The 25,610-nt window shown below is 43.7% G+C and carries 20 protein-coding genes and 3 pseudogenes; 21 read left to right on the forward strand and 2 right to left on the reverse strand.

What is annotated here, in order from left to right:
• The first annotated feature begins 227 nt into the window (after positions 1-227).
• The 21 genes and pseudogenes from B9N86_RS06905 (at position 228) to B9N86_RS06995 (ending at position 23,814) form a co-directional block, all read left to right on the forward strand.
• Positions 228-2,219, forward strand: coding sequence for an AraC family transcriptional regulator (locus B9N86_RS06905; protein ID WP_208918352.1), 1,992 nt, complete (start codon positions 228-230; stop codon positions 2,217-2,219).
• A gap of 427 nt (positions 2,220-2,646) precedes the next feature.
• Entirely contained in the window at positions 2,647-2,778 is a 132-nt protein-coding gene (locus B9N86_RS30580; RefSeq protein WP_280174972.1) for a hypothetical protein, read from the forward strand.
• 225 nt (positions 2,779-3,003) lie between these two features.
• Positions 3,004-4,056 (forward strand): NADH:flavin oxidoreductase/NADH oxidase, encoded by a 1,053-nt coding sequence (locus tag B9N86_RS06910; protein WP_208918353.1) that lies wholly within the window; start codon positions 3,004-3,006, stop codon positions 4,054-4,056.
• A 221-nt stretch (positions 4,057-4,277) separates the two neighbouring features.
• Positions 4,278-4,721, forward strand: coding sequence for a MarR family winged helix-turn-helix transcriptional regulator (locus B9N86_RS06915; RefSeq protein WP_208918354.1), 444 nt, complete (start codon positions 4,278-4,280; stop codon positions 4,719-4,721).
• A 346-nt stretch (positions 4,722-5,067) separates the two neighbouring features.
• Positions 5,068-5,268 (forward strand): hypothetical protein, encoded by a 201-nt coding sequence (locus B9N86_RS06920; protein WP_208918355.1) that lies wholly within the window; start codon positions 5,068-5,070, stop codon positions 5,266-5,268.
• Positions 5,269-5,332: 64 nt separating this feature from the next.
• Positions 5,333-5,539: pseudogene (locus B9N86_RS06925) on the forward strand (MurR/RpiR family transcriptional regulator); the annotation flags it as partial.
• A 185-nt stretch (positions 5,540-5,724) separates the two neighbouring features.
• Entirely contained in the window at positions 5,725-9,060 is a 3,336-nt protein-coding gene (locus B9N86_RS06930; protein ID WP_208918357.1) for a family 10 glycosylhydrolase, read from the forward strand.
• 117 nt (positions 9,061-9,177) lie between these two features.
• On the forward strand, positions 9,178-10,386 hold the full coding sequence (locus tag B9N86_RS06935) for an alpha amylase family protein (protein WP_208918358.1): 1,209 nt from the start codon (positions 9,178-9,180) through the stop codon (positions 10,384-10,386).
• A 353-nt stretch (positions 10,387-10,739) separates the two neighbouring features.
• Positions 10,740-12,044: an ABC transporter substrate-binding protein gene (locus tag B9N86_RS06940; protein ID WP_208918359.1), complete on the forward strand. Its 1,305-nt coding sequence runs from the start codon at positions 10,740-10,742 to the stop codon at positions 12,042-12,044.
• 84 nt (positions 12,045-12,128) lie between these two features.
• Positions 12,129-13,028 carry a carbohydrate ABC transporter permease gene (locus tag B9N86_RS06945; RefSeq protein WP_208918360.1) on the forward strand — a complete coding sequence of 300 codons (900 nt, stop codon included), beginning with the start codon at positions 12,129-12,131 and terminating at the stop codon, positions 13,026-13,028.
• 12 nt (positions 13,029-13,040) lie between these two features.
• The gene (locus B9N86_RS06950; RefSeq protein ID WP_244562984.1) at positions 13,041-13,871 is read left to right on the forward strand and encodes a carbohydrate ABC transporter permease; all 831 of its coding nucleotides are present in this window, start codon (positions 13,041-13,043) and stop codon (positions 13,869-13,871) included.
• A gap of 15 nt (positions 13,872-13,886) precedes the next feature.
• Positions 13,887-15,425, forward strand: a complete 1,539-nt coding sequence (locus tag B9N86_RS06955) for a DUF4127 family protein (RefSeq protein WP_208918362.1) — start codon at positions 13,887-13,889, stop codon at positions 15,423-15,425.
• A 122-nt stretch (positions 15,426-15,547) separates the two neighbouring features.
• Entirely contained in the window at positions 15,548-17,140 is a 1,593-nt protein-coding gene (locus B9N86_RS06960; RefSeq protein WP_208918363.1) for an FAD-dependent oxidoreductase, read from the forward strand.
• Between the two features lie 313 nt (positions 17,141-17,453).
• Entirely contained in the window at positions 17,454-18,158 is a 705-nt protein-coding gene (locus tag B9N86_RS06965) for an N-acetylmannosamine-6-phosphate 2-epimerase (RefSeq protein WP_208918364.1), read from the forward strand.
• 48 nt (positions 18,159-18,206) lie between these two features.
• Positions 18,207-19,148 (forward strand): ROK family protein, encoded by a 942-nt coding sequence (locus tag B9N86_RS06970; RefSeq protein ID WP_208918365.1) that lies wholly within the window; start codon positions 18,207-18,209, stop codon positions 19,146-19,148.
• Between the two features lie 122 nt (positions 19,149-19,270).
• Positions 19,271-20,137: a MurR/RpiR family transcriptional regulator gene (locus B9N86_RS06975; protein WP_208918366.1), complete on the forward strand. Its 867-nt coding sequence runs from the start codon at positions 19,271-19,273 to the stop codon at positions 20,135-20,137.
• A gap of 119 nt (positions 20,138-20,256) precedes the next feature.
• Positions 20,257-20,667, forward strand: coding sequence for a WYL domain-containing protein (locus B9N86_RS06980; protein WP_210190646.1), 411 nt, complete (start codon positions 20,257-20,259; stop codon positions 20,665-20,667).
• 75 nt (positions 20,668-20,742) lie between these two features.
• Complete coding sequence (locus tag B9N86_RS30585; RefSeq protein WP_280174973.1) at positions 20,743-20,874, forward strand: hypothetical protein; 132 nt, start codon at positions 20,743-20,745, stop codon at positions 20,872-20,874.
• Between the two features lie 503 nt (positions 20,875-21,377).
• Positions 21,378-21,777 (forward strand): annotated as a pseudogene (tnpA, locus tag B9N86_RS06985) (IS200/IS605 family transposase).
• 5 nt (positions 21,778-21,782) lie between these two features.
• A pseudogene (locus B9N86_RS06990) lies at positions 21,783-22,638 on the forward strand (IS200/IS605 family accessory protein TnpB-related protein).
• A 219-nt stretch (positions 22,639-22,857) separates the two neighbouring features.
• Positions 22,858-23,814 (forward strand): 3'-5' exoribonuclease YhaM family protein, encoded by a 957-nt coding sequence (locus B9N86_RS06995; RefSeq protein ID WP_208918368.1) that lies wholly within the window; start codon positions 22,858-22,860, stop codon positions 23,812-23,814.
• On the opposite strand, the gene B9N86_RS07000 is transcribed toward B9N86_RS06995, so the two are convergent.
• Together B9N86_RS07000 and B9N86_RS07005 are read right to left on the reverse strand one after the other, a co-directional pair.
• Positions 23,815-24,810: a linear amide C-N hydrolase gene (locus B9N86_RS07000; RefSeq protein ID WP_208918369.1), complete on the reverse strand. Its 996-nt coding sequence runs from the start codon at positions 24,808-24,810 to the stop codon at positions 23,815-23,817.
• Entirely contained in the window at positions 24,810-25,307 is a 498-nt protein-coding gene (locus B9N86_RS07005) for a hypothetical protein (RefSeq protein WP_208918370.1), read from the reverse strand. Before B9N86_RS07005 ends, B9N86_RS07000 begins: the two co-directional genes overlap by 1 nt.
• Positions 25,308-25,610: the final 303 nt, after the last annotated feature.

Genomic DNA, 25,610 nt, shown 5'->3' on the forward strand with positions numbered 1-25,610 from the left:
TTTAGATAACAATTCGATAGTAGCAAACCTTTATAAATAGGTGAAATATTCTTTTCTATACGTTTTGAGTCAAAAAAAATATTACTGGAGTATGAATTGTTTACAAATCAAACGATACGGAGAGATCATTGCCAATGAGAATGATTATCAATTATAATGAGTCTTAGTTGAAATACAGAATCAAGTCAGGTATGGATGATGATTTTGATCGGGGGAGAACAATAGTTATGAATTTGGATGATCACATCCTGCTTTGGAACCATGTTTTTATAAAAGTAATGGATGTCCGTTTTCAGACAATGGATAAGGGGGAGGAGTTGCCAACCTATCGGCTGCCGGCCAGCGCATTTCTATATACCGTGCGCGGAAGCGCCCGGGTGTGGTTGGATCATAGCGTTCATAGGGTCGAACGATTCCATGTGCTGCATGGCGGAAAGGGGATGTGCCTGAATATCGTCTCGGAGGATGAGCTTGAATACTACATTATTCTTTATAGGGCAATTCTAGCCTTGCCATGCCGCCAGGAGATTCAACAACTACTGGAGAGGGAGAATCCTTTTCAGTATCAATATGCTTTTGCACCGCATCATCCGCTGTCCCTGTACGATAAAGTTGAATTGCTGGAACAGGAGTGGCGTCAGGCATCGGGACTAGGTAAACTGCATGTCAAAGCTTTACTTCATCAATTTGTGTATGAGCTGTTGTCGCAGCTGCACCAGCAAGGGATTCAGCCGCTTAAACCGGATCTGATGGCGCAGGCTGTCGTGTATATCCGCGAGCATTTTAAACAGCCCATCACATTAGAATTGATAGCGGAAGAACTGGAATGCAGCACCGGGCACCTGTCCAGGCTGTTCAAGAAACAGATGCACACCAGTCCTATTCATTATCTTGGTCAAGTACGGGTGGATAGAGCGATGCAGTTGTTACTGCAGACGGACGCTACTTTACAGGAAATTGCGGAGAGCGTAGGGTATCCGGACGCCCATTCGTTAAGCCGTAGTTTCAAAAAATACAAGGGAGTATCTCCTGTCCGTTTCAAAAAAGAGCGGCGGCAGCAACATTGGGATCAGGATTTGCCCATAACGATGCTAAAATATGCCGTTCAAGAGAAACAACCCCCACGCTATAATGAGATTGATTATCAATATCAACATGGTACGAGAGGGGAATTTTTGATGCAAGGAAGGATCAAAATTACAGCGATGACGATGCTGATCTGTTTATCGATGTTGCTGGGAGCCTGTTCAAATCAGGCAAATACACAAGTAGGTTCGCAAACGGAGACCAACCCGACAACAACCCAAACTAAAGGCGATCAGCCGACTGGAGACGGGCAAACAGGAGAGCAAACAAAGACGAGAACGGTAACGACGTTGAAAGGCGATGTAGAAGTACCGGCGAACCCGAAACGGGTAGCTTCAGACCAGTATATGGGGCATCTTTTGAAACTTGGTATCATTCCAGTTGGGGTGAGAAGCTTTATGCTTAGTGAGGCCTGGATCGAGAAAGCGGGTATTTCCAAAGATGTTATTGCCGGAATCGAGGATCTCGGCGAATTTCCTATGAATTTAGAGAAATTGACTTATTTGGAGCCAGACTTAATTATAGGTTCGATCGAAAAGAACATCGAAGACTACCAAAAAATTGGAACTACGGTGTTTCTGCCATATTGGGAAGGCTTATCAACAGCGGGGCCATTGGAGAAATTCCGGAGAATTAGTGAAATCTTCGGAAAGCAGCAGGAAGCGGAGCAATGGATAGCCGAATATGAAAACAAGGTTGAAGAGGCCAAAAAGAAAATTGACGGTATAATCAAAGAAGGTGAGACGGTCTCGATCGTGCAAGTTGCTAATAAATCACTGTATGTGCTTGCGGCGGAAGGCGGCAATTATGGAAGTTCGACCATATATGGGATGTTGAAGTTACCGCCTACGGAAAAAGCCTTGAATATGAAAGAAGGGTTTGAGAATATCTCGCTCGAAGTTTTGCCTGAATATGTGGGGGATCATATATTTGTATACGGTTCAAATGATGAAGGGGCTAATGAAGTATTAAACAGCAACTTGTGGAAGGGACTCCCTGCTGTCAAAAAAGGTCAGGTATATATGTACGGTGGGTTCGGAGAGAAAGGCGATGAATTTGTAATGGAAGATCCTTACTCGATGGAGCTTCAACTTGACACTATTGTAAATATTTTAATAGCCACTAATAAATAGCACTTGAGATTATCCGGGTACAATGTTTGTCTATTCAATCGTTTGACAATACGAAGGACCTTGCCGACTATAAGCTGGCAGGGTCTTTTTCGTTAGTGGAGTACGGTGTTGAAATCTACCGTTAGGGGGTGAACCCCGGAGTTCAGTCCGAGTGGACGGATGTATTCAGCAAAAGATGATGCAGGCTTTGCATATTTCACATTACATTAAGATTGTATAGAATCTGGATTAAGTTTGCTCGTTTACTCAGATAATGCAAGGAAATGAGACAGAGGAGAGAGCAAAAAAATGAACATATTTTCAAAACGTATGACGGCCATTGCACTGACCTTCACCGAGTAACTGGCTTACTAAGCGGTACTGGTTCACTATCGAAAGTATCGGTGAAGCCCGTGAATATAACCCGGAAGAACCACTTTTTGTCGAGATGGACCAAGTCCATATGAGCCGTGTCATCACCAACTTGATTAGCAATACACTCCGATATAATCCGGCGGGAACTGTAATTTATGTGTCATGTGAACAGCAAGACATGATTAATGGTGTAATGGGATCGTAATTTGTTTATTACACCAGGGACATAAACATCAGGAGAAGGTTGCCGATAGCAATGGATCTTAAGGCAGGGCATCATCAGCGATGAGAATATTTATTTCAATTAAACAGTTGACAGAACTTGATGCATTCATTATATTATATGCATGTGCATGCATTTATTATTCTCTTATTGTATTTATGATTTGTGCATGCTAAATCCAGTTGTTATACAAAGAGGAGAGAGATCATGAAAGATTTATTTGCCCCCTATGAAGTTATGGATTTGAAGCTGAAAAACCGGGTAGTTATGCCTCCGATGTGTCAATATTCAGTTAACAATAAAGACGGAATTGCTACCGATTGGCATTATACACATTATGTGAGCCGAGCGATTGGTGGAGCTGGATTGATTATTATTGAAATGACCGATGTTGAGCCTGATGGCCGAATTAGTGATTTTGATCTTGGAATATGGTCCGATGAACAGATTGCCCCGTTGGCCAGAATTGTTGAGGCTTGTCATGCTTATGGTGCCAAGGTAGGTATTCAAATTGCCCACGCAGGACGCAAGGCGGAAGATGCGGTAGTTCCAGTAGCGCCATCAGCAATTCCGTTTAGTACGGAGTCCACAACTCCAAGAGAATTAACGACTACAGAAGTGAAAGCAATGGTCGAGAAATTCCGGCAGGGTGTAGCACGGGCTGTTAAAGCCGGATTTGATGTCATTGAGCTTCATGGCGCGCACGGTTACCTTATTCATCAGTTCCATTCACCGTTAACAAACCATAGAACAGATGAGTACGGACAGGATCTGACTCTGTTCGGTACAGAAGTTATTCGTGCAACCAAAAGTGAAATGCCTGCAGGGATGCCTTTAATCATGCGTATTTCTGCTAAGGAATATGTAGAGGGCGGATATGGAATTAATGAGAGCATAGAGTTTAGTAAGGCGTATAAAGAAGCTGGAGCAGATATTTTCCATGTCAGTACCGGTGGTGAAGGACCCATTGGGATTGGGCCAATGGCAACGAAAGGCAAACCGGGTGCGCATGCCGCTTACCAAGTGCCATTCGCTAGTGCAATCAAGAAGAGTCTGGGTGTACCAGTGATTGCGGTTGGAAGGTTGGATGAGCCGGCGCTTGCCGATGCCGTAATCGGCAATGAAGAGGCTGATCTTGTTGCAGTAGGACGAGGCATGCTGAGAAATCCTTATTGGACGTTAGAGGCTGCTGTACAACTTAATAAGGAGACGGATGTTCCCGAACAGTATAGATTCGGATTTCCCAGAAAGAACAGATAAAGAGCACCGCTAAATATTATGATTATTTTTAGGAGACCTGCCTGATTAGCTCGGGTCTCTTTTTTTACACAAAACTGAGAGCGTTTTGCTCGTTTATGGATATCGTCCTATAAGGACGGCGTGACCGCATCTACTTGACGATTAATGTTACAATGTTAAAATTGTAAGGATAAATTAATTATATTGATCAGTAGCATTAAGCTCAGGAGAGGAATTGTGAGATGGACAACGTTCTTAACAATGACTTTATAAATAATTGGTTGACTTTAACACATATACAAATGAACGTAGCCAATGAATTGGAAGCGAATTTGCAAGAGAAATATCAGTTGTCTTTAAAAGAATTTTATTTACTATTGTTTTTGTCTGAGGCTCCAGAAAAGAAATTAAAATTACAACAACTAGAATCAATGGTTGGTTTAAGTCAAAGTGCCGTTTCCAGACTTGTTAGCCGATTCGAAGCCAGGGGCTGTGGAGCTTTAAAAAGACATGTCTGCGGCGATGATCGCAGAAGTATTTATACCTCGCTTACACCAATAGGTCAAGATAAGCTTGATCGGGCACAAGTAACATTTGAAGAAGTTTTGTTAGCAGCCTTTCCTGAACAAAAGGTTAAACAGTTGCTGCAACAAATGCTCCGTTTAAAACAGAACGAATCTCAGTAAAGCCCGCAGCGGGCTTCTTTTTTTTTGGGGCTCTTTTAAAGATTATTGTTGATATTGATTAAACAGAAGACCTCCAATTTCTTTGGAGGTCAATACGAATTCGAATTTTTTCTATTTTGAGTTTATGTAATAAACCATATTGTCAGTCCATTCATCAAATTCATAAATAACCCCTTTTCTTACACATATCTTCTCATAAGGAAATATGGTTATGAGTAGCAAAGCGGATATTCAGATAATACTTGAATGCACTCTTCTCTCTAGTTAACATAACCGCAATGTTTAATGATAACCAAGTCACATTGCAGATTTGTATTGGAGCATAGATTACCTCGTATATAATAAGTTGACTGGACATACTCAAATTATATCTAATCCTAAGTTCACAGGCGTAGATATGACAGAAAGACTCAAGGCAGCAGGGGAAGGAAATTTTCTCACTGCACTTGGTATAAACAGTTACTCAGAAAGGCGCGCTATTTTTTATGGAAAAATGGAGAATAAATTTAATTTTAATGATAAAATAAGAGGAAATATTCTTCCTTGAATGTGAGTTGTATGTTATGGTGAATATAACGATTCATTCACATTTTTGGGAGTAGGTAGGTTGTATGAAGCACACACAGAAACTAATTAATTCCACCAACATGTTATTACTGATCTCTAGTATTTATTCTTCCTTGACGAAGGCGGAGAAGAAAGTTGCCGATGCTGTACAGAGCAATTCTGAGGAAGCGGTGCTGGCTATAGTGACAGATTTAGCGGAACGAGCAGGTGTAGGAGAAACGTCTGTTATTCGATTTTGCCGGGCTTTAGGGTTAAACGTGGAAATTCAACATGATTCACAAATCATAGCATAAGAGGAATACCCCATAATTATTGTTGGAGGTGATGCTTATAAGAAATTCGGCAAAAAAAATAGAATCATAGATGAGATAAGTTGTATATAAGAGGGAGTGCTTGGGAAGCTGTTTTTTCATGATCAATATGGGGAGGTACGATAATGAGATTAAAGAATACGCTGTCTTTCATCTTATGTTTTGTTCTCATTTTTTCAGGAATGACGTTGAGTGTGTCGGCCGATGAAGCCATCACGGCGAAAGCTTCAAATGGCAACACCATCAGCATTACAGCAGTGAATCGAGCCATCGGAGCTTCAGATGAAATGATTTTGTTTACGCGAGAAAACAGTAGTAAGCTCACAGATTCGAACCCTTACGCGGCTGCCGCAGTCGTGGACTACCATGAAGGTACTTACAGCGTTACGGACGTCACTTATCGTGAAGGTGCTGTACAAATACCGACGAATGGTTTTGTACTGTTTGGTCACGGATCGAGTGAACAGTGGATTAAAGACAATATGAGTCCGGGGGACCCGGTTGAGATTGTTGGCTACACGCTACCTGTACCGGTTGTCGGAGGGCCACAGCTCATCACAGAGCAGGGCAACATACCGATCGACGTTGTAGATCAGGATCAACCGACCAACACCATCGCAGTTTATACACGTCATTTTGGTGAGATGACAAGACCATTCTCTGAAGATACCGTTCAATATATCATCACCAATGAAGTGTCGGTCGTGAAAAGCACATATGATGTTCATGGCCAGAGTGGAACCTACATTCCTGCGAATGGTTATGTCATTTCGGCTTCTGGCAATGCTGCGTCATCCTTGAATTTGGTGGTGGGGCAGTCCGTACAAGCGATTAACGTAGATATTCCTATTCTGCCTAGCAAATATTTGAAAGTGAATGGTATTGCGGTAGGCATTGATAAAATAAATGGACCGCGTGGAGCGGGAGAAGTGGTGTTGTACCAGCCTACTTATGGCGCAACCACCAATCAGAATGCTTGGGGAATGGAGCTTACAGTTGTTGGCAATAAGGTAACCAACGTCGTGGCGATTGCATACGATCCCAACACAGGGGCTTATCTTAATAACAACTCCTCCATTCCATCGGATGGATATGTACTGTCGATTCAATCGGCAAGTCCATTCTATAACCAACTAGCGGGTCAAGTGCGTATTGGTGCAGAGGTTGAGCTCGTGACGGATAGTTTAATTTACCAAGCGGCTAGAACCTCGTTTGATGCATTTAATCCGAAAGTAAAAGAAGATAATCCCGGAGGCTGGGACAATGTTGACAATGTGCCTTATCCAGGATTTCGTGGATTGGATCAGTTGATCGTCTATGATCATAATTATGGCGAGGAGACTGGCACGAACCCATGGGGCAATGAAGTGATTGTTAATGCGGACGGATATGTGACGAACAATGGCGGGAACAACAGTAAAATTCCTGAAGGCGGCTATGTATTATCCGGTCATGGGGTTAAAAACACATGGTTAAAGAATAACGCACTGGTCGGAGCCAAATTGAGTCTAGATTTTGCTAAAAAACAAGTGTTGGTTATTTTTACGCCGGAATCTTACTTAGATAAAGCATCGATAAGTATCGATAGCGCAGAGAAGGCGCTCCAGTTATCCAAGAATCAATTTATGGATGTTCCTTATGCCGAAATTGAACAGGAGATCGTAGAGGCAAAGGGCGTTTATGAATTGGCTAAACAGCGACTAAATGAAAGCGGTACCAACGGATTAATGGATTTACTGAATGACTTGGATCAGAAAGTTACGGATGCAAGCTATATGAATTTTGAGTCTCCGAAAGTACAAACTCGAGGTCTCTGGATGCGGCCGAAGGAGAAGAACTTAGAGCAGGTTCGAGATCATGTGAAGAAAATCAAAGAGACCGGTATCAATGCCATCTATCTAGAAACGTGGTGGGATGGATATACCACTTGGCCAACGTCTTTACCAGATACCGAATTAAATCCTTTGTATGAAGGCTTTGATGTACTTGGAGCATTTATTGAGGAAGGCAAGAAACAGGGGATTGAAATTCATGCCTGGGTGGAGAACTTCTTTGTCGGCGGACCGGTTGTGGTGAATCATCCCGATTGGCGTTTGATAAGCAGACAAGGTATTGATTATGAAGTGGGCATTAACAATGCCAAGTGGTATTGGCTAAATCCAGCACTCCCGCAAGCTAGAGATTTCGTTGCTTCTGTATACGATGAACTCGTCACGAAATATGACATAGCTTCACTGCATTTGGATTATGCGAGGTATCCAGGGTCCGGAGATTACACGAATGATTTTGGTTACGACACGTATACCCGCAATTTGTTCAGCGAGAAATATGGCGTTGATCCGCTTGACCTTCATCCAGGAGATCGCTACTGGGATGAATGGCTACAATTCCGTGCGGACATTATCAATACCTGGGTCGTTCGGGTAGTTAACGAGGCGCATCAAATCAAACCCAAGCTACAAATTACAACTGCGGTATGGCCGAACTATGATGAAGCACCGAAATCGCACGCACAAGAAGCAAAATACTGGTTAGATCATAATTTAATCGATCACTTGTTCCATATGTCTTATGCTCCGGGTTCGGAATTAACAGTAACTGACTTGAGAAACTCCATGGCATTAGCAGGGGACAATGCGTTCGTCTCATCGGGTCTAGACACGTTCCAAGGCAATCCTACATCGGCTGTTGTGGATCAAATTAACGAAGCGACAAAGAATGATGGAGCTGGATCCGGATTATTCGAGTTCGAAGGACTTTTCAATTATAAGTATGACAAGGTGCTGAAGATTGGGGTGTTTCGTAATGAGGCAATTTTGCCTCAATATGATACGACCAAGCCGCTAGCGACCGTGATGGAAGAAATGATCCGTAAAATCAATGAGATTTACGTTCCTTTCCAAGGGATGAGCCGTAAGGACGGCGAGAAACTAATACAGAAACTTGAATCTGCTGTAAAAGATCTACATGTGAATCCCAATATGACGGATGAGACTGCAAGTGACGTGAAACAGAAGATCGACAGCATAAGCAAACTTCTTGCAAGCAACTCGATTAATACAGAAGTAAAGAATCGAATGAAGCATGATTTGGACTATGGCAGTAAAATGATAGACGTCTATTTCTCCAAAACAGCGAAAACGCAATTAAGTAAATTGACGGTGAGCTCGGGGAAGAAGTTAATGAAGTTAACGCCTTCCTTCACACCATCGACGTATGATTACAAGGTAAAGGTCGGTCATTCGTTTACGCAGGTAAACATTACGGCGAGTACAAGTAATCAGAATTCAGTTATTTCCGTGGATGGCAAGCATGTTGAAAATGATTCGGTCATTCCCGTACAACTTAAAGTGGGATCGAATCTGGTTACGTTACAAGTGATGTCCGAAGATGGATTAATGAAAAACTACACGGTAACGATTCAGCGCGCTGGTAATGATAAAGGGAACCACGAAGAATAACGACAGAGTTGAAATTGCAATATTTAAGCTTCATCAATTCCTAATGAATTCACGGGGGGCCGCAGATCAATTTGGCACCCCGAATTTTAAAAATTATATAGTTGAGGTGATCCCAATATGAGTATATCCATGGAAAAAGGTGCAAATGTGTTGTGGGTTGATTTTATCGCGAATGGGGTTCGACTAGCGGATCGTGCAGAGAGGCAGCGCCTTGTTAACAATGCGAAGCAAGCTGGAGTAACCCACTTGGTGGTGGATGCCAAAATCCCCTATGGACATACGACATTCCCAAGTTCTTATGCTTATCATGTAAGTTGCTGGTCGGACGGACGTTATCACGTATGGGAAGGAAGAGACTTTCTTGCGGAAATGATAGAGGAAGCGAGTGTTGTCGGGCTTCAAGTCATTGCCAATATGGATGTATTCGCTGAAGGTACGACGCATTCAAGAGACGGTATCGCTTATGACAAGAAGGATTGGCAGGTCATGCTTTATAATCCGAGTCTTTCTTCGGAATCGGTTGCAGCTGAAAATGCGGATGATGATACGATTTTTGTGAATCCGATTCATGAAGAAGTTCAACTGCACGAACTTGGGATTCTGAAGGAGATTGCCTCGAACTATAAAATTAGTGGTATTGTGCTAGACCGCTGCCGCTATCCGAATGTCTATGGTGATTTTAGCGAATTAAGCAGGAGAGCATTCGAACAATATATTGGGCAGCCGGTAGCACAATGGCCACAGGACATTTTTACCTTACAAGCAGGTACGAAACATATCGAGTATGGGCACTGGTTCGCGAAATGGACGGAATGGCGTGCTCTGAACATTAAACATTTCGTGCAATCTGCTAAGCAAGTTGTTAAATCCACAAATCCAAGTCTGTCGTTCAGCATTTATGTCGGATCGTGGTATCCGTTATATTACAACGAAGGTGTCAATTGGGCCAGTGAAACATATCGTTCGAACTTGCCATGGGCATCAGAAGAATATCATATTTCCGCGTATGCCGATGAATTGGATTTCATTATGACAGGTTGTTATTATCCCGAAGTGCGAATTGAAGAAGCCGTACATAATGGCAGGCCTGCGGAATGGTACAGCGTAGAAGGCGCGATCCAAATGAGCCTAGAGGCAATTAACGGGCAGATTCCAGTCATCGCGAGCTTATATTTGAAGGATTATGAAGGAAACGTTGATCAATTTGAAAAAGCTGTTCGGATGTGCCGAGAACGTACGCACGGTGTCATGTTGTTCGATGTGAGCCATTTGGATGATTATAGCTGGTGGGAGCAACTGGATTCTGTATTATCTGTGAAATCTTGAAGTGAGGGGCGAATGATGGCGGGTTACTATATCAGCATGTGCAGAACGAAGCTACGTCGTATTTCGATCGATTCAAAGCCAACGTGAATAGGAGTCAATACATGTGAAGAAAATAATCTCCTATTATTTAAAAAATAGTGGAGAATTTATTTGATACGTGTTACAATGAACATGCAAGAAGGGAGAAGGTTGCAGGAACGACTCTTATTCCGAAATAATTCATGGATTGGAGCAATTACAGATATAGCGTAGAATAATAAGGCTTTTTTGTAAGCGCTGCCGTTTTCGGACTTACAGTCATTTCTTCTCCTAGCTTTAAGAGATAGTTTATAAAGAAGAGAGGGTGTTGTGGCATGAGTTTCAAAGGTAGAAGGTTGATTTCATTACTATTGGCATCAATGATGATGGTGGGGCTATTGGCGGCGTGTGGTTCGGATTCATCGGGCAACAAGGAAGCTGCTTCAAGTGGGAACAACGATAGCGAGAAGCCCGCGGAACAAGTCACGGTAGAGTTCTGGACAATCTCATTGCAGCCGACCTTCGATGATTACTTCAACAAATTGATTGCGGATTATGAAGCGCAGAATCCGAATGTCAAGATCGATTGGAAGGACTACCCTTACGATGCTGTACTGAACAAGCTCATGACGAATATTGCTGGCGGTGAAGCGCCAGACGTGGTGAACCTTAATACGGAGTTGGCCAATCAGATGGGAACCAAGGACGCATTGGTTGACTTCAACCAAGAGCTGACAGCGGACCAGAAGGCAGCTTATTTCCCGGGGATCTACTCCTCAACGGAAATGAACGACAAAGCGTTCGCACTCCCTTGGTACACCGGATTACCTGTCCTATTCATGAATAAGGATCTGGTGGAGAAAGCTGGACTGAATCCAGATAATCCGCCGAAGACGAAGCAGGAATTGAACGAATGGGGTCGCCAGATTAAAGAGAAGACCGGCGCCTACGGCTATATTTTCACGATGGAAGCGCGTACTCTGTTAGAAGAGAACCTGCCGTTCCTGACTGAGGATTATAAGAAGGCAGCTTTTAATACACCGGAAGTGGAAGAGTATGTCAATGAGAATTTACAGCTGTTAAAAGACGGCGTCATTCCAAAAGACATTATCGACTACGATAAACAAGTGCAATACTTCGCGGGTGAGCAAGTGGCCATGTCCTTATCCAGCTCGCCATTCATTAACAAGATCAAGACAGCCGCGCCGGATGTATACAACAAAATGCTTGCCGTTCCAAGTCCGGTTGGCAAAGCGGGCATCCGCTATTCCAACACGATGAACATTGTCGTGCCTTCGGCAACATCTCATAAGAAAGAAGCGGTCGACTTCGCTGTATTCGTAACGAATGCGGCCAATCAACTGGAATTCTCCAAGCTCGCTAATACATTGCCTTCCACAGTAGAGAGCGCCAAAGATCCGTTCTTCTCGGAAAATGACGGAACTCTGGAAGGGATGGCTAAGGCCGTATCTGCAGTCAGCCTTGATAAAGCCGAGGATTTCTACATCGGCGTTGAGAGTGCCAAAGACGTCAATCAGGCCGTCACCAAAGCATTGCAGGAAATTTATTTGAACGGTGCTGATGCGAAGAAGACATTGACTGAGGTCGAGGGCGAGGTTAACAAAATCTTAGGCAACTAAATACGTCTGAGTGGGCAGGCTTGTCCTGCCCGATTCTTATAGATATAGAACTATCTTTAATAAAGGTGGTGGAGGAGTACTATCATGAAAAAAACATCCTTCTTTACTAGATTCGGCAAGTCGGAAGCGTCAGTGGCTTGGCTCTTCATGACACCGGGTTTGATTCTACTGGCCCTATTTGTCTTCTGGCCGATTATTTATAGCGTACCGCTGGCGCTGACGAATTACTCCGTCATAGGCAAGACCGAGTTTGTCGGTTTGGATAATTTCGTCAAAGCATTGCAGGATAAGAGCTTCATCACATCGCTGGTCAACTCGTTGCTATATGTAATTGTTGTGCCATTTATTCAGATTTTCTCTATTCTTATGGCGATTCTAGTAAATAGCAATGTCAAAGGAATTAAAATCTTCCGTACTGCTTATTACATCCCCGTCGTTACTTCTATGGTTGCAGTAGCGCTTATTTGGGGCTGGCTGCTCAACCAGAATGGGGTCATAAACTATGTGCTGTCCAATGTAGGGTTAATGAAAGAGCGAATTACCTGGCTGTCCAACAAAGATACAGCACTGTGGACACTGATGTTCATTACGATGTGGAAGGGCCTTGGCTACTATATGATGATTTATTTGGCCGGATTGCAATCCATTCCGAAGGATCTGACAGAGGCTGCGACGATTGATGGCGCGAACCGGGCGCAGACGATTCGTAAAATTACAATTCCGCTGTTGAAGCCGTATGTCTTTTTCTGCACGCTTATTTCACTAATGGCGGCAATCCGTGTGTTCGATGAAGTGTTTATCCTGACGAAAGGTGGACCGGGGGATTCAACTTTAACATCGAGCTTGTATATTTATCAGCAAGGCTTCCAACAATTTAATTTTGGCTACTCCTCGGCACTTGGCTTAATTGTCAGCGTCATGATTGCCGCGCTTAGTATTATCATCTTCAGATTCAACCGGAAGGGCGGTGTCAATCCATATTAATGGATGCATGATATGAGAAGAAAACCACTTCGATTAGCGAAATCATTATTGTTGTATGGAGCTTTGATTTTATTTGCCATTTTTATGATGGGACCGTTCCTATGGATCTTCAGTGTGTCGCTTATGCCCGGCAAGAATGTATTCAGCTTTCCGCCGGCGATCTTCCCGACTTTTATCGACTTTGATAATTACGTCCAAGTGTGGAATTACATGGACTTTCCAAGATATTTAATGAATACCGTTATCATTGCTCTGATGGGCGTCGTTATGAACATCTTTTTCTCCTGTCTAACGGCCTACCCGCTCGCCGTATTTCGGTTCAAAGGACGGGATCTTATCTTTGCCTTATTGGTGGCGACGATGATTATCCCAGCTGCAGCCGGGATGGTCGTCAACTACTTAACGGTGAAGGCACTAGGCTTGATGGGCGGGTTTCTTGCAGTCGTGCTTCCTTCAGCGGTTACCGTGTTCAACGTATTCCTAATGAGACAGGCGTTTATGGGCATGCCACATGAGCTGCGCGATTCCGGCAAAGTGGACGGTGCCAGCGAATTTCGTATTTGGCTGCAATTGGCGCTGCCGATTGTGAAGCCGGCGATCGCCGTTATCGGACTATTGGAGTTCATGGGGATGTGGAATAGCTTTCTCTGGCCGATGATTGTGCTTAATGATACGAAGCAGTATCCTATCGCGTCCGCGCTTAGCTTTTTAAATGGCCAATTTTCCTATAATTTTGGCTGGATTGCCGCCGGTACCGTCATTTCGGTTATACCGATTATCATCGTGTTCCTGTGCACCCAGAAATATTACATGGAAGGTGTATCCGGAGCAGTTAAAGGATAGGAGGACACTACTCACATGAGAAAAATTATATATATTCCGCTGGACGAACGTCCGTGCAATTACGAATTTCCGGCACTTCTTGCCGCGGGAACGGATTATCATGTCGTCCGTCCGGATTTGAGCATCATGGGGCTGAAGAAGCGCCCTGGAGACATCGAACAGCTATGGGCCTGGCTATTCGAGCAGGCGCGTGATGCAGACGGAGCGATTGTGGCCTTGGACACATTGCTATACGGAGGAATAATCCCCTCGCGGCTGCATGAGATGACGGAGGAACAATGCGGGGAGCAATTAGAGAAGCTCCGTCAATTGAAGCGGATCAACCCGGCTTTGCATGTATTTGCTTATCAGCTCATTATGCGTTGCCCGCGCTATTCCAGCAGTGATGAAGAACCGGATTATTACGAGAATTGGGGCAGGGAGATTTTCCTGCGCGGATATATCCGCCACCGGTTGGAGCTGGGCATCGCGACAGAAGAAGAGCAGAATGAATTGCAGCAGATTGAGGGCGTTTTGCCTGAATCCATGTGGCAGGACTACACGGAACGCCGTGCTGTTAATTTAACAGCGAATAAGAGAGCAATCGAACTGGTGCAGGACGGGGCCGTCGATTTCATGATCATCCCACAGGATGACTCGGCTCCTTATGGTCTGACTTCTGTGGATCAGCAGCACGTTCGCGAGCATGTCAAGAAGTGTCAGCAGCAGCTGTCCGTCTATATGTATCCCGGGGCCGACGAAGTGGGATGCACGCTACTTGCCCGCATGATCAATCATTTTGAGCGTCGTAAACCACGGGTGCATGTTCATTTTGCCAGTGTGCAAGGGCCGTTAGTGATACCTCTATATGAAGACCGCGTACTATATGAATCGGTCAAATATCAGATTATGGCGGCCGGAGGACTAATGTCGCCTTCCCTGGCAGAAGCCGATATGGCCCTATGCATCAATACACCCGGCGAGAGCATGATGGAGTCGAATGATCAAGGACGGCCCTTTATAGGGTATCAGGTATACCGGAATCTAGTTGAACTGATCGAGGTGGCTGATGATATTGTTCACCATCTCGGCAAGCCTTGTGTTATCGCCGATGTAGCTTATGCCAACGGAGCAGATCTTGAACTGCTGCAGCTGCTTCGCGATAAGAAGCTATTGTTCGAATTGGCCGGTTATGCAGGCTGGAATACAAGTGGTAACACGCTCGGAACTTGCATTGCACAAGGCATGATCTATGCCGTGTATGGCAATACGCCGCAGCATCGCGATTTCCTGTCACTACGCTATGTCGAGGATGGGGGCTATTGTGCCTCCGTGCGTAGGGATGTAAGTGATCGGGTGCTGCCTGGTACGGGATACAATTATTTCTCGATCGACGGACAGCGGGGACAAATCGCCGAGCGAGTCAGAGCTGAATTGACTCGGTTCATCGAGCAGCATTTGCATGATCCAGAGAATAATTATGAGATCGTGATCGACGATTGCTATATGCCTTGGAGTCGGATGTTTGAGGTCGGATTGAAGACCCATGTCCGTGATACTAAGCAAGGACAATAAAGTACGACGAGGGTTCGAGCTTCGCTAATGCTGCGAGGGTCTACAAATTTTGCAAATAACAGAAAAGGTGCATGAACAGCTCAGGTGGATGCTGGAAGCGCCGGAGAAGGAGCCAGCGAGAGATGAATAACGAGCGAATGACAGACGTCGTCGTCCTAGGCGGCGGGTTGGGCGGATGCATGGCCGCATTGGCTGCAGCCAAAATGGGCGTGCGTGTGATCATGACAGAGGAGACGGATTGGCTCGGCGGTCAGCTGACAAGTCAGGCGGTTCCGCCGGATGAACATCAGTGGATCGAGGAATTCGGCTGCACTGAGACGTATCGCGAGTTTCGAGACCGGGTGCGTGCTTATTATCGAGAGAACTATCCGATGTCAGAGGAAGCGAAGAATAATGAACTGCTTAATCCCGGCAACGGTTGGGTAAGCCGCTTATGCCATGAGCCGAAGGTGGCGTTGCGCGTCATCGAGGATATGTTGGCCCCGTATGTGAACAGCGGCCGTATCACGGTATTGTATCATTTCAGACCAACTGCAGCCTCAGTGAACGAGGATCAGATAGAGAGTGTAACCGTTACACATATAAGCTCAGGTGAAGAAGTTGTACTAAGGGGATCATACTTCCTCGATGCTACGGAATGCGGAGATGTGCTGCCATTAGCGGGGGTTGAATATGTGATAGGTGCGGAGTCCAAGCATGAGACAGGGGAGCCGCATGCGCTGGAAGAGGCAAATCCGCTCGATATGCAGTCGATTACCCATGTGTTTGCACTCGATTATGTAGAGGGTGGCGATTTCACAATTGAGAAGCCAGAGCAATATGATTTCTGGCGCAAGTTCGTACCAAAGCATACGAATATTCCGCTGTTAAGCTGGTACGCGAACGATACGGATGACGCGGAGAAAATGAAGGAGTTCGCCCTATTTCCAGGCAGCACGGACGCTTCCGGGCGGGAGCTGTTGTCGCTGTGGACGTATCGTCGTGTCATCGACCCGGCTTTATTTGAGCCTGGGTTATATGAAGGTGATATTACCTTGATTAACTGGCCGCAGAACGATTATTTCTTGGGTTCAATTATTGACGTTCCTGAAGCGGAACGGGAGGAGCATCTGGCAAATGCTAGACAATTAAGCCTCTCATTGATCTACTGGCTCCAGACCGAGACGCCTCGCCCAGACGGAGGAAGAGGGTATCCGGGCATCCGGCTGCGTACGGACGTACTGGGTACGGAGGACGGACTGGCGAAATATCCGTATATTCGCGAGTCGCGCCGGATTAAAGCGATGTATACCATTACTGAGCAGGATGTCAGTAAGGAAATCCGCGGTGAACAAGGGATTTGCCGTTACGATGATAGCGTCGGAGTAGGCAGCTACCATCTAGATGTTCATCTGACGACCGTCACGAACCGGACATTCTATATTCCGAACTATCCGTACGAGATTCCGCTTGGTGCGTTACTGCCGATCCGGGTCAAGAATTTGCTTCCCGCTTGTAAAAATATCGGCACCACTCAAATCACGAACGGATGCTACCGCCTTCACCCGACAGAATGGAATATTGGGGAATCGGTCGGTTATTTAGCGGCCTATGCGCTACAGAATCAAGTGACGCCGCATGAGGTACACGCCAATTCGGAGCATCTTCAGGCCTATCAAGCGCTGATTCAAAGGCAAGGGGTCCAAATCCACTGGCCGGACGATCTGGTTCTTTAACACCGATAGAGTAGAATAAATCAGCAGACAGCCACTCTATTGATAATAAGGGGTGGCTGTTTGCTGATTCTAAGGAAATGGAAGAGTACGTACCCATGCCTTATTGTCTCTGCCGAGTCATGGGACAGGCCTTGTGGTCCTTTTTTTGGTTCGATCTAGATTATCTGCTCAAAGGGTGTTTACAAAGAACATGTATCTGCTATAATCGAAGAAAATAACCATCATTAAAATGAAAAGTGGAGATAATATCCACGAAAAATGCACTACATATTACACAATGAATACCATTTCTTGTTATATGGAGGTTTGCACTATGTTACATTCAATTATTCAAACTTTAAAAGGTGGACTTATTGTTTCCTGTCAAGCTCTTGAGGAAGAACCATTCTACGGAAGTGATTATATGGCCCGCTTTGCTCTAGCGGCTGAAATGGGCAAGGCGGTAGGGATCAGGGCGAATACGCCTCAAGATATTAGAGCGATAAAAAAGGTGACGAATTTGCCGGTTATCGGCTTATGGAAGAAGGAGTATACCGGTTCTGACGTTTACATAACTCCTACCTTAACAGAGGTTGAAGGTATAATCGCTGCTGGAGCCGATATTGTTGCTACGGATGCTACATTACGCAATAGGCCGGGCAATGTTTGTCTTGCGGATTTGGTTAAAGAAATAAGGGAGAAGCACCAAGTACTATTAATGGCAGATGTATCTTCTGTAGCAGAAGGAGTAGAGGCGGAGAGATTGGGTTTTGATCTTATTTCTACTACGCTATCTGGTTATACAGCCTACAGCCCGCAGAGTGAGGAACCAGATATTCAATTAGTTGCTGATTTAAGTCAAATGGTTAGCATTCCCGTATTAGCTGAGGGGAGAATTCATAGTCCTGAACAGACTGTTGAGTCTCTGCGGGCCGGAGCTTACGCAGTTGTAATTGGCGGAGCCATTACCAGGCCGCAATTGATTACTAAGAAATATACTGATGCTATACTTCAATATCATAACGTTCCTGAAATTTAGTCTTTATTATTTTATTTGCAGCAGCCTTTAAACGAGGAGGTTCTATGGATGGGACATACTGGGGAAGTAGCTATAGGTCTGGATATCGGTGGAACAAACATTAAGTCGGGGATTGTAAATGCGGAGGGAGTGGTCATTCACCATTTGAATTGTCCGACGAAGGCAAATGAAGGTGGGGAAGCACTGTTAAATCGAATTGCCGAAATTACGAAGGAATTAGAAAGGTATTCAAGCAGTCAAGGATGGAAGGTAAAAGGTGTCGGCATAGGGACTGCTGGTCAAGTTAATAGTCGGACAGGCGTTGTAATGGGGGCCACAGCTAATTTGCCGGGATGGGCCGGAATGGAGCTTGGAAATCGGCTGCATTCCATGACAGGTTTGTCTGTGTTGATCGATAACGATGCGAATGCCATGGCATTCGGCGAAGCGTGGGTAGGGTCTGGCAGACAATGGAACGATTTCATCTGTGTTACCTTGGGAACGGGAGTAGGCGGTTGCCTGATCATTAATCATAGGCCGTATCAAGGACGGGATGGGTTTGCGGGAGAAATAGGCCATCATGTTATTGAGTACAGTGGTTATCCATGCAATTGCGGAAGAACAGGCTGTTGGGAACAGTATGCTTCTGTTACAGGATTGATGAGAATGGTAGAAGAAGCTGGGGCAGAGCTAAAAGGGATTAGTACCGCGGAAAGTATATTCACATCTGCGCAGGAAGGAAACGAAGCATCTATTCACGTGCTGAGAAGATATACTCAGTATATTGCTGCTGGTCTGGCTAATATGGTCCATAAATTTAATCCAGAGGGGATTGTTATTGGAGGGGCCATTACTCGGCAAGGCGATTTTTTACTTAATCCGGTTCGTGAAAGTCTGTCGCGCCAGCTGCTTCCTGTTTTTAGAGAGAGGGTTCGGGAAATTGAGGTAGTTTCGGCTTCTTTAGGAGATAATGGAGGTGTAGTAGGGGCTGTAGCAGGTTATTTTATTTAAAATTAATTTATTATAGTGTAACTTGTTATAGCATACTAGTTTGCCTTTTAAAGGAATTTGTGTATAACATAAATGTAGGTTAGTCTACAGTATCATTATTTGTTAGGCAACCTGAAAGGAGAATGGATTTGTCTAACGAGCAGGGAATGGGAAAGACGTTGTTATCCATAAGAAGTCATTTTAATGGATTAACCAAAACAGAACAAAAAGTTGCAAATTTTATTCTGGAAAACGCCCAGGATATCATTTATCATTCGGTGACCGAACTTGCAGAGAGAGCGGACGTCGGTGAGACGACGGTGATTCGCTTCTGCCGGAAACTGAAATTCCATGGTTTTCAGGATTTTAAATTATCTCTGGCACAAGATTTGGTTAAGCCTTCCGATCGTTTGTATAATGAAGTTACTGAAGAGGATGATGCAGCGACTTTAAACCGTAAGGTTATATCTATGCATATTGAGACGCTGGAACAAACTTCGGAACTTATTAGTTCAGATCAGTTGGAGAAGACCATTGAACTATTGACTGCAGCTAATCATATTCACTTTTTTGGAGTAGGATCTTCAGGATTGACGGCGTTACAGGCCGCGCATAGTTTCTCTAGGATTGGCAAGCAAAGCTTCGCTAAGACAGATACGCACTTTCAGGCCATGACAGCTGCATTAATGCATCCAGGAGATGTAGCTGTTGGGATATCCATTTCGGGAAGCACCAAAGATACGCTGGAGAACTTAAGCCTAGCCAAGAAAGCGGGCGCCAAAATAGTCGTTATTACCAGTAATGCGCGTTCCCCTATAACCAAACTGGCAGATATCGAACTGTTAATGGTTGCTAGAGAAAATCCATTACAAGGTAGTTCACTTGCTGCAAAGATATCCCAGCTAGCTGTTATTGATATTTTGAATGTCGGGGTTTCTTTAAAAATAAAGGATGAAGCTCTGAAATACCGCGAGATAACGGCAAAATCAATCTCTGAGAAACTGTATTAATGATTAAATCAATAATTTCAATTATAATTAGTCGATAAAATGAGAAAGCTCTCCAATTGCATGGAGAGCTTTTTGTCATTCTATGGCCAGATATTAGGCACTGAATGTTGCCTTCGGTTGTGGATCAGTCGAAGTTGCCAAGTGGATTCGAGAGTGCGTATGACAATGTCATGGCTGCGCATGTGAAGCAAAAAAGAAAGAATCAAGAGATATTGCAGCAAGTTACAGAAATTATTCAAATGGGTACACCAGCTTATAAGGAAGAGGCACGAAATTATTTGTTACCCGTGATTCAGGCTATTCTTTCGGAAAAGACTATACGTACGCAGTATCATACACAGAGTCGAAATGAATTAACAGAGCGAAAAATTGATCCATATTATCACATATGCAAAGAAAATCCATTTCATAAAAAGATTATCTTAGCCAATCGATTTGAACAAGGCGAGCATTGGCTCAATCGAGCTTGTACTGAATGTGGTCCGGTGATGAATGTATTGGTTTACCCTCTAGTCTTCTCTCGTAACTAGGTTCCCCCAGAAGCAGGAAATGTGAATAAAATGTCTTAAATAGTATATAAGTTACAGGTAAAGTGAGGTTTAAAGATGACTACAGATCATTCTTCTTCTGGACAAGCTTTAGGATATGTGTATCAGTTTGACCGTGCGACTTATAGACTATTCCAGTCTGGGGTAGATGTAGTCGAAATCGGAGTCGAAGACATTGATGAAGAGTAAACATGAAAAACCTCTGCTGGGGCTTCGCCCCGGCAGTGGGTGGTCAACTCAGGAGATAATTATAGTATCCCTTTAAGCTTCAAGTAACTGTTCTAAAAGTCTGCATATAATAGGTTTGCCAGAAAAACATAAAATTCGTGTTGTTCATCTTTCGTAGAGGTTGTCACTGGTTTATAAATTTCAATTTCACCTAGTTCGGTTTGAAACTTTTGTACGCTCTCCCACATCGGCTTCACCTCTACAACATATGTATGTTTATAGCAGAGGAAAGTATTAAAAGAATTATTACAAGTTGTCCTAGAAGAAAAGCTCCTTCGTGTAACGTATCTATTGTTATATTACAGCATTTCCTAAACGGGAAAGCCCACTTCTTTAGGTGTGGGATGAAAGTGAGGTCGGATACGGAGTGCCACTAGCCGAAAGGTTTGTGGTGCTTTAAGTATCCGAAAAGTCTATGCCCTTTCTCTGTTGCAGTATATCTGTTCAATTGATACTATATAGACATGAACGAATACAGAAGAACCAACACAACCGTATCTCTACTGAATTATCATTTTTGTGTTCTGCCCACGATACAGAAGAAAGATTTTTCTCAAAGCAGAGGTAGAGCAACGCTTCAAAGAATTAGTACATGAAGTGTGTGCGGAACTAAAAATTGAGATTGTCGCCCTTGAGTGCGATAAAGACCACACTTACATGTTCCTCAGTGCACTACCAACATTAAGTCCTGCCGATATTATGGCGAAAGTGAAAGGGCGCACCTCTAAAAAGCTACGTGAAGAATTTCCACACCTCATGCATTTGCCGAGTTTGTGGACACGTTCATATTTTGTTTCTACTGCTGGAAATGTATCAAGCGAGATGATTAAGCGTTATGTTGAAGAACAAAAGACAAGGGGGTGACGTATATGGCACAGACCATAACAGTTAAGGTAAAGCTACTTCCCACAACAGAACAAATCCAACGATTGAAACAAAGTAGTAACGAGTACATTGGGGTCGTGAATATGCTCATAGCTGAGATGGTTGAAGAAAAGAAAAGTAAATACTCAATTGTTCCGATTCTAAAGAAACCAGTTTGTGTATGGAACAACCAAAACTATTCTTTTGATTTCACGCACATTTCTATTCCACTTATGGTAGAAGGTAAATCCAATCGTGTTAAAATTCGTGCATTATTCATCGACAAAGATAATCGAAATATTGAGTTATTAAAGCATAAACTTGGTACGCTCCGTATCACACAAAACTCAGGTAAGTGGGTAGCGCAAATATCTGTCACGATTCCGACAACTGAAAAAACGGGTACAAGAGTTTTAGGCGTTGATTTAGGACTGAAAGTCTCTGCGGTAGCTATCACAGAAGATGATAAAGTTCGTTTTTTTGGTAACGGACGAGAAAACAAATATAGGAAACGGAAGTTTCGTAGTGTTCGTAAAATACTTGGGAAACAAAAGAAAGTGAATGCTATTCGCAATTTAGACGATAAAGAACAACGATGGATGAAAGACAAAGACCACAAGATCAGTCGCGAAATCGTAAATTTTGCAGTTGAGAATAAGATTTCTGTCATTCGCTTAGAGCAACTAACGAAGATAAGGCAGACGACAAGAACAAGTCGTAAAAACGAAAAGAATCTACATACATGGTCTTTCTATCGTCTATCGACCTTGCCCATGTGGATTCGAGAATCATCGTGATATCGTTGGGGCGATGAATATTCGCTACGCAACTGTGGTTGGCGGTAACAGTCAATCAGCCTAAGATGCTATACGCACTGTCTTAGGAGGGGCGATGACACACCCTAAACTTAAGAGTTGTCCAAAACAGAAATGGATTGAGGGCGTTAACTACTCAAGAATCCCAACTGCGTCAGCAGACTTGCCCCTTTAGGGGTGGGGGTGTCAAAACAGTTTCCTTTTCAAATAATGATCAATAGTGGATCGTGAGAGGGAGCATCATATTGACTTTAGGGAGGAACATATGAAGCCTATTAATAAGTTGATCATTCAGGATGAATTCATCGGCTTTTACTTGCTAAAAGAACTTAATGTTAGACAGACGAGCAGCACTCCTCCGAAAGATTATTTCGACATCGTGCTCTCGGATTCGAGTGGTCAAGTCTCAGCTAAGTATTGGGATGTCACCATACAAGATAAAGAAACATTTTTTCCAATGCAATTAGTGAAGATTCAGGGTACCGTTCAAAGCTATCGAGATCAGCCTCAAGTGAAAATAAGTAAAATCCGCAAAGCCAGAGAGGACGACGGGGTTTCATTAACCGACTTTGTAAGGTCTGCCCCCATACGCCCAGTGGATTTATTACATACCATCAAGCTTACCATTCATGAGATTACCGACCATAAGATCCGAAATATTGTTCAGTTTTGTGTGGACAGGGTTGAAGAGAAGCTAATGCACTATCCTGCGGCGAAAACCTATCACCATGCCTATTTTGCTGGGCTGGCCTATCACATTGTACGCATGCTTGAAATAGGGGATTTTGTATGCAAACAACGGCCATTTCTGAATCCGGATTTATTAAAGGCAGGAATTATTCTGCATGATATCGCAAAACCGGAAGAGATGATTGCTCAGATGGGTATCGTTACCGAATACAGCAACCAAGGAAGACTTCTTGGGCATATCGTCATGGCATCCAATTGGATTGTGGAGGCTGCCGTTACATTCAACATACCTCTCGATTCCGAGATGGTACTCGGTTTACAACACCTGGTGTTATCTCATCATAACTTGGGAGAGTGGGGGAGTCCGGTTCAGCCTCAAACAGCCGAAGCCGTTGCACTGCATTATATTGATATGCTCGATGCCAAGCTGCAGATGGTGGAAGACGCCTTAGACACGACAGTTGAAACCGAACCCTGGACACCCATGATTAGAGGACTTGAAAATAAGTCTATTTATCGTCTGAAGGTGTAATTAACGAAATGATTCAGGATATTGGGCCAAATACTGGATCACTTCATCTGAAATTTCCCAATGGAAGATTGACGTCAATGTAGGGTCTCTAAAAAAAGAATGTACGACGTTATGATTGAATTCAGTAGTATAGGTGACGAAATCTTCCTGAACATGTGAAGCTCGGAGCAATTGAAGGTCGGCTGCCACAGCGAGCGATTCATTAGAGTAATCGAAATCGGCCATACGGATTATTCTTGTTTCATCGTTTTGACTGGTTTTTGCGTGAATCTCCATTTCGCCAGGATTGTATATGATGCTAAAAACCGTATCCTCTCGCTTGGCTGCCTTCAGAGTCTCAAATCCAAAATCGATCATGTTCATGTCGAGTGTAGATTTCTTTGTTCGTTCCCATACCGTCAAAAAGCGTTCCATTGAGTTTTTCTCATATTCGTCACGGTCCGTCCAATTCCGATCTCCAGATATCATTTCCTCAACAGCTTGTAGATAAGCCGTATTTGCTATAACTGGAGTCGACAGATGATCGGTATAAATGTGCATTTGTCCGTCTAATAACTCGATAATCGCACATTCTCCACTTCGATCGGCAATCAGATAATGCAATTTGGATGTGGTCTGGTCAATGCGAATTGTTGTTACTGCTTGCAGTACTTCCTTCACAGTAGCGCAAGTGTCAAGCATATATTGAATCCACTGCAATTCATTAACCGTCGGCTTATCATCCGCAGGCAGGTGTTCCGTTGACCATAACGTCGTCTGTTCTACGACGAGACCCTCCTCATTCATTCCGCCGTTGGGGTTCTCTTTACCGTTCTGGGAAATCGTTATGCTACCATAGCGAGATACCCACGATGCAGGAACCGCCGGTGGCATCATGAGCGCTGTTTTGTGAACACCTCTTTGGTTTGTAAACAGGTAGACACCATCGTATATCACATCTTGATTTTTACAGATAACAATTTTTTCATCCTGTTTCATTTGAAATGCGGTACTCATCACTCAGCCTCCTTTATATTCAAAATGGTTAGGAGAGCGTCTAAATCACGGCTTTTAACTTGATCTAAAAAAGCATTGCATAGGCGAAGGGTTTGCGTATCGGCTTCCTTAACCATTGCAGTAAATTTGTCGATAATCATCTGCTGCTCTTGTTCTTTCTGAAGTTGAATTAGCTTCTCGCGATAAGCTTCCATGTCGGTTTCTTCTTCTGCATTTTCTAGTAGCTCATTAATAAAATGAATTTGAATTTTTATCTTCATATCAATCGACAGGTCTTTCAAGTAAAGGTTGTCATCAACCAGCAGAGTGGGCTCTACGTTGAAATATACTCCAAGGGCTTGAAGCCGCTCCTTGGGAACAGGTCGTCTCTTCTTTACCCAATCGGAGAACTGTTGAGGGGTTATCCCGGCATCTTTACATACATTCGTGTATGAAACTTGATGAATCAGAGCAAGGTATTGCAACGTTGTCATGGATGGAACGGATTTTATTTTCATGGCGCCCTCCCTATTGACATAAAATATGCCATTTGAATACACTTCATTATATCTAAGACATATTTTATGTCAATTCGATATACTTATATCGGTGAATTTCCTGATGAAGTCAATGCGATAATGCTTGACTTTATTAATAAAAATGAGTATTATTTACTGCGTCGACGCAATATCGCGTTTAAGTGTAGACTTGCGATGACTATACCTATTGTAATATGATTCCTTTAAATTTATATTCCCACGTAAATCCAATACAAGCGATGAAGGAAAGAGTAAGCGGAGAAAATTCCTGACAGGGACGGT

The organism is Paenibacillus uliginis N3/975, from assembly GCF_900177425.1.
GTDB classification, from domain to species: domain Bacteria; phylum Bacillota; class Bacilli; order Paenibacillales; family Paenibacillaceae; genus Paenibacillus_AQ; species Paenibacillus_AQ uliginis.

Bases quoted from the DNA above. Each gene is read 5' to 3' on its own strand.
- B9N86_RS06905 (WP_208918352.1), top strand. From the start codon at position 228: ATGAATTTGGATGATCACATCCTGCTTTGGAACCATGTTTTTATAAAA.
- B9N86_RS30580 (WP_280174972.1), top strand. From the start codon at position 2,647: ATGGACCAAGTCCATATGAGCCGTGTCATCACCAACTTGATTAGCAAT.
- B9N86_RS06910 (WP_208918353.1), top strand. From the start codon at position 3,004: ATGAAAGATTTATTTGCCCCCTATGAAGTTATGGATTTGAAGCTGAAA.
- B9N86_RS06915 (WP_208918354.1), top strand. From the start codon at position 4,278: ATGGACAACGTTCTTAACAATGACTTTATAAATAATTGGTTGACTTTA.
- B9N86_RS06930 (WP_208918357.1), top strand. From the start codon at position 5,725: ATGAGATTAAAGAATACGCTGTCTTTCATCTTATGTTTTGTTCTCATT.
- B9N86_RS06935 (WP_208918358.1), top strand. From the start codon at position 9,178: ATGAGTATATCCATGGAAAAAGGTGCAAATGTGTTGTGGGTTGATTTT.
- B9N86_RS06940 (WP_208918359.1), top strand. From the start codon at position 10,740: ATGAGTTTCAAAGGTAGAAGGTTGATTTCATTACTATTGGCATCAATG.
- B9N86_RS06945 (WP_208918360.1), top strand. From the start codon at position 12,129: ATGAAAAAAACATCCTTCTTTACTAGATTCGGCAAGTCGGAAGCGTCA.
- B9N86_RS06950 (WP_244562984.1), top strand. From the start codon at position 13,041: ATGAGAAGAAAACCACTTCGATTAGCGAAATCATTATTGTTGTATGGA.
- B9N86_RS06955 (WP_208918362.1), top strand. From the start codon at position 13,887: ATGAGAAAAATTATATATATTCCGCTGGACGAACGTCCGTGCAATTAC.
- B9N86_RS06960 (WP_208918363.1), top strand. From the start codon at position 15,548: ATGAATAACGAGCGAATGACAGACGTCGTCGTCCTAGGCGGCGGGTTG.
- B9N86_RS06965 (WP_208918364.1), top strand. From the start codon at position 17,454: ATGTTACATTCAATTATTCAAACTTTAAAAGGTGGACTTATTGTTTCC.
- B9N86_RS06970 (WP_208918365.1), top strand. From the start codon at position 18,207: ATGGGACATACTGGGGAAGTAGCTATAGGTCTGGATATCGGTGGAACA.
- B9N86_RS06975 (WP_208918366.1), top strand. From the start codon at position 19,271: ATGGATTTGTCTAACGAGCAGGGAATGGGAAAGACGTTGTTATCCATA.
- B9N86_RS30585 (WP_280174973.1), top strand. From the start codon at position 20,743: ATGACTACAGATCATTCTTCTTCTGGACAAGCTTTAGGATATGTGTAT.
- B9N86_RS06995 (WP_208918368.1), top strand. From the start codon at position 22,858: ATGAAGCCTATTAATAAGTTGATCATTCAGGATGAATTCATCGGCTTT.
- B9N86_RS07000 (WP_208918369.1), bottom strand. From the start codon at position 24,810: ATGAGTACCGCATTTCAAATGAAACAGGATGAAAAAATTGTTATCTGT.
- B9N86_RS07005 (WP_208918370.1), bottom strand. From the start codon at position 25,307: ATGAAAATAAAATCCGTTCCATCCATGACAACGTTGCAATACCTTGCT.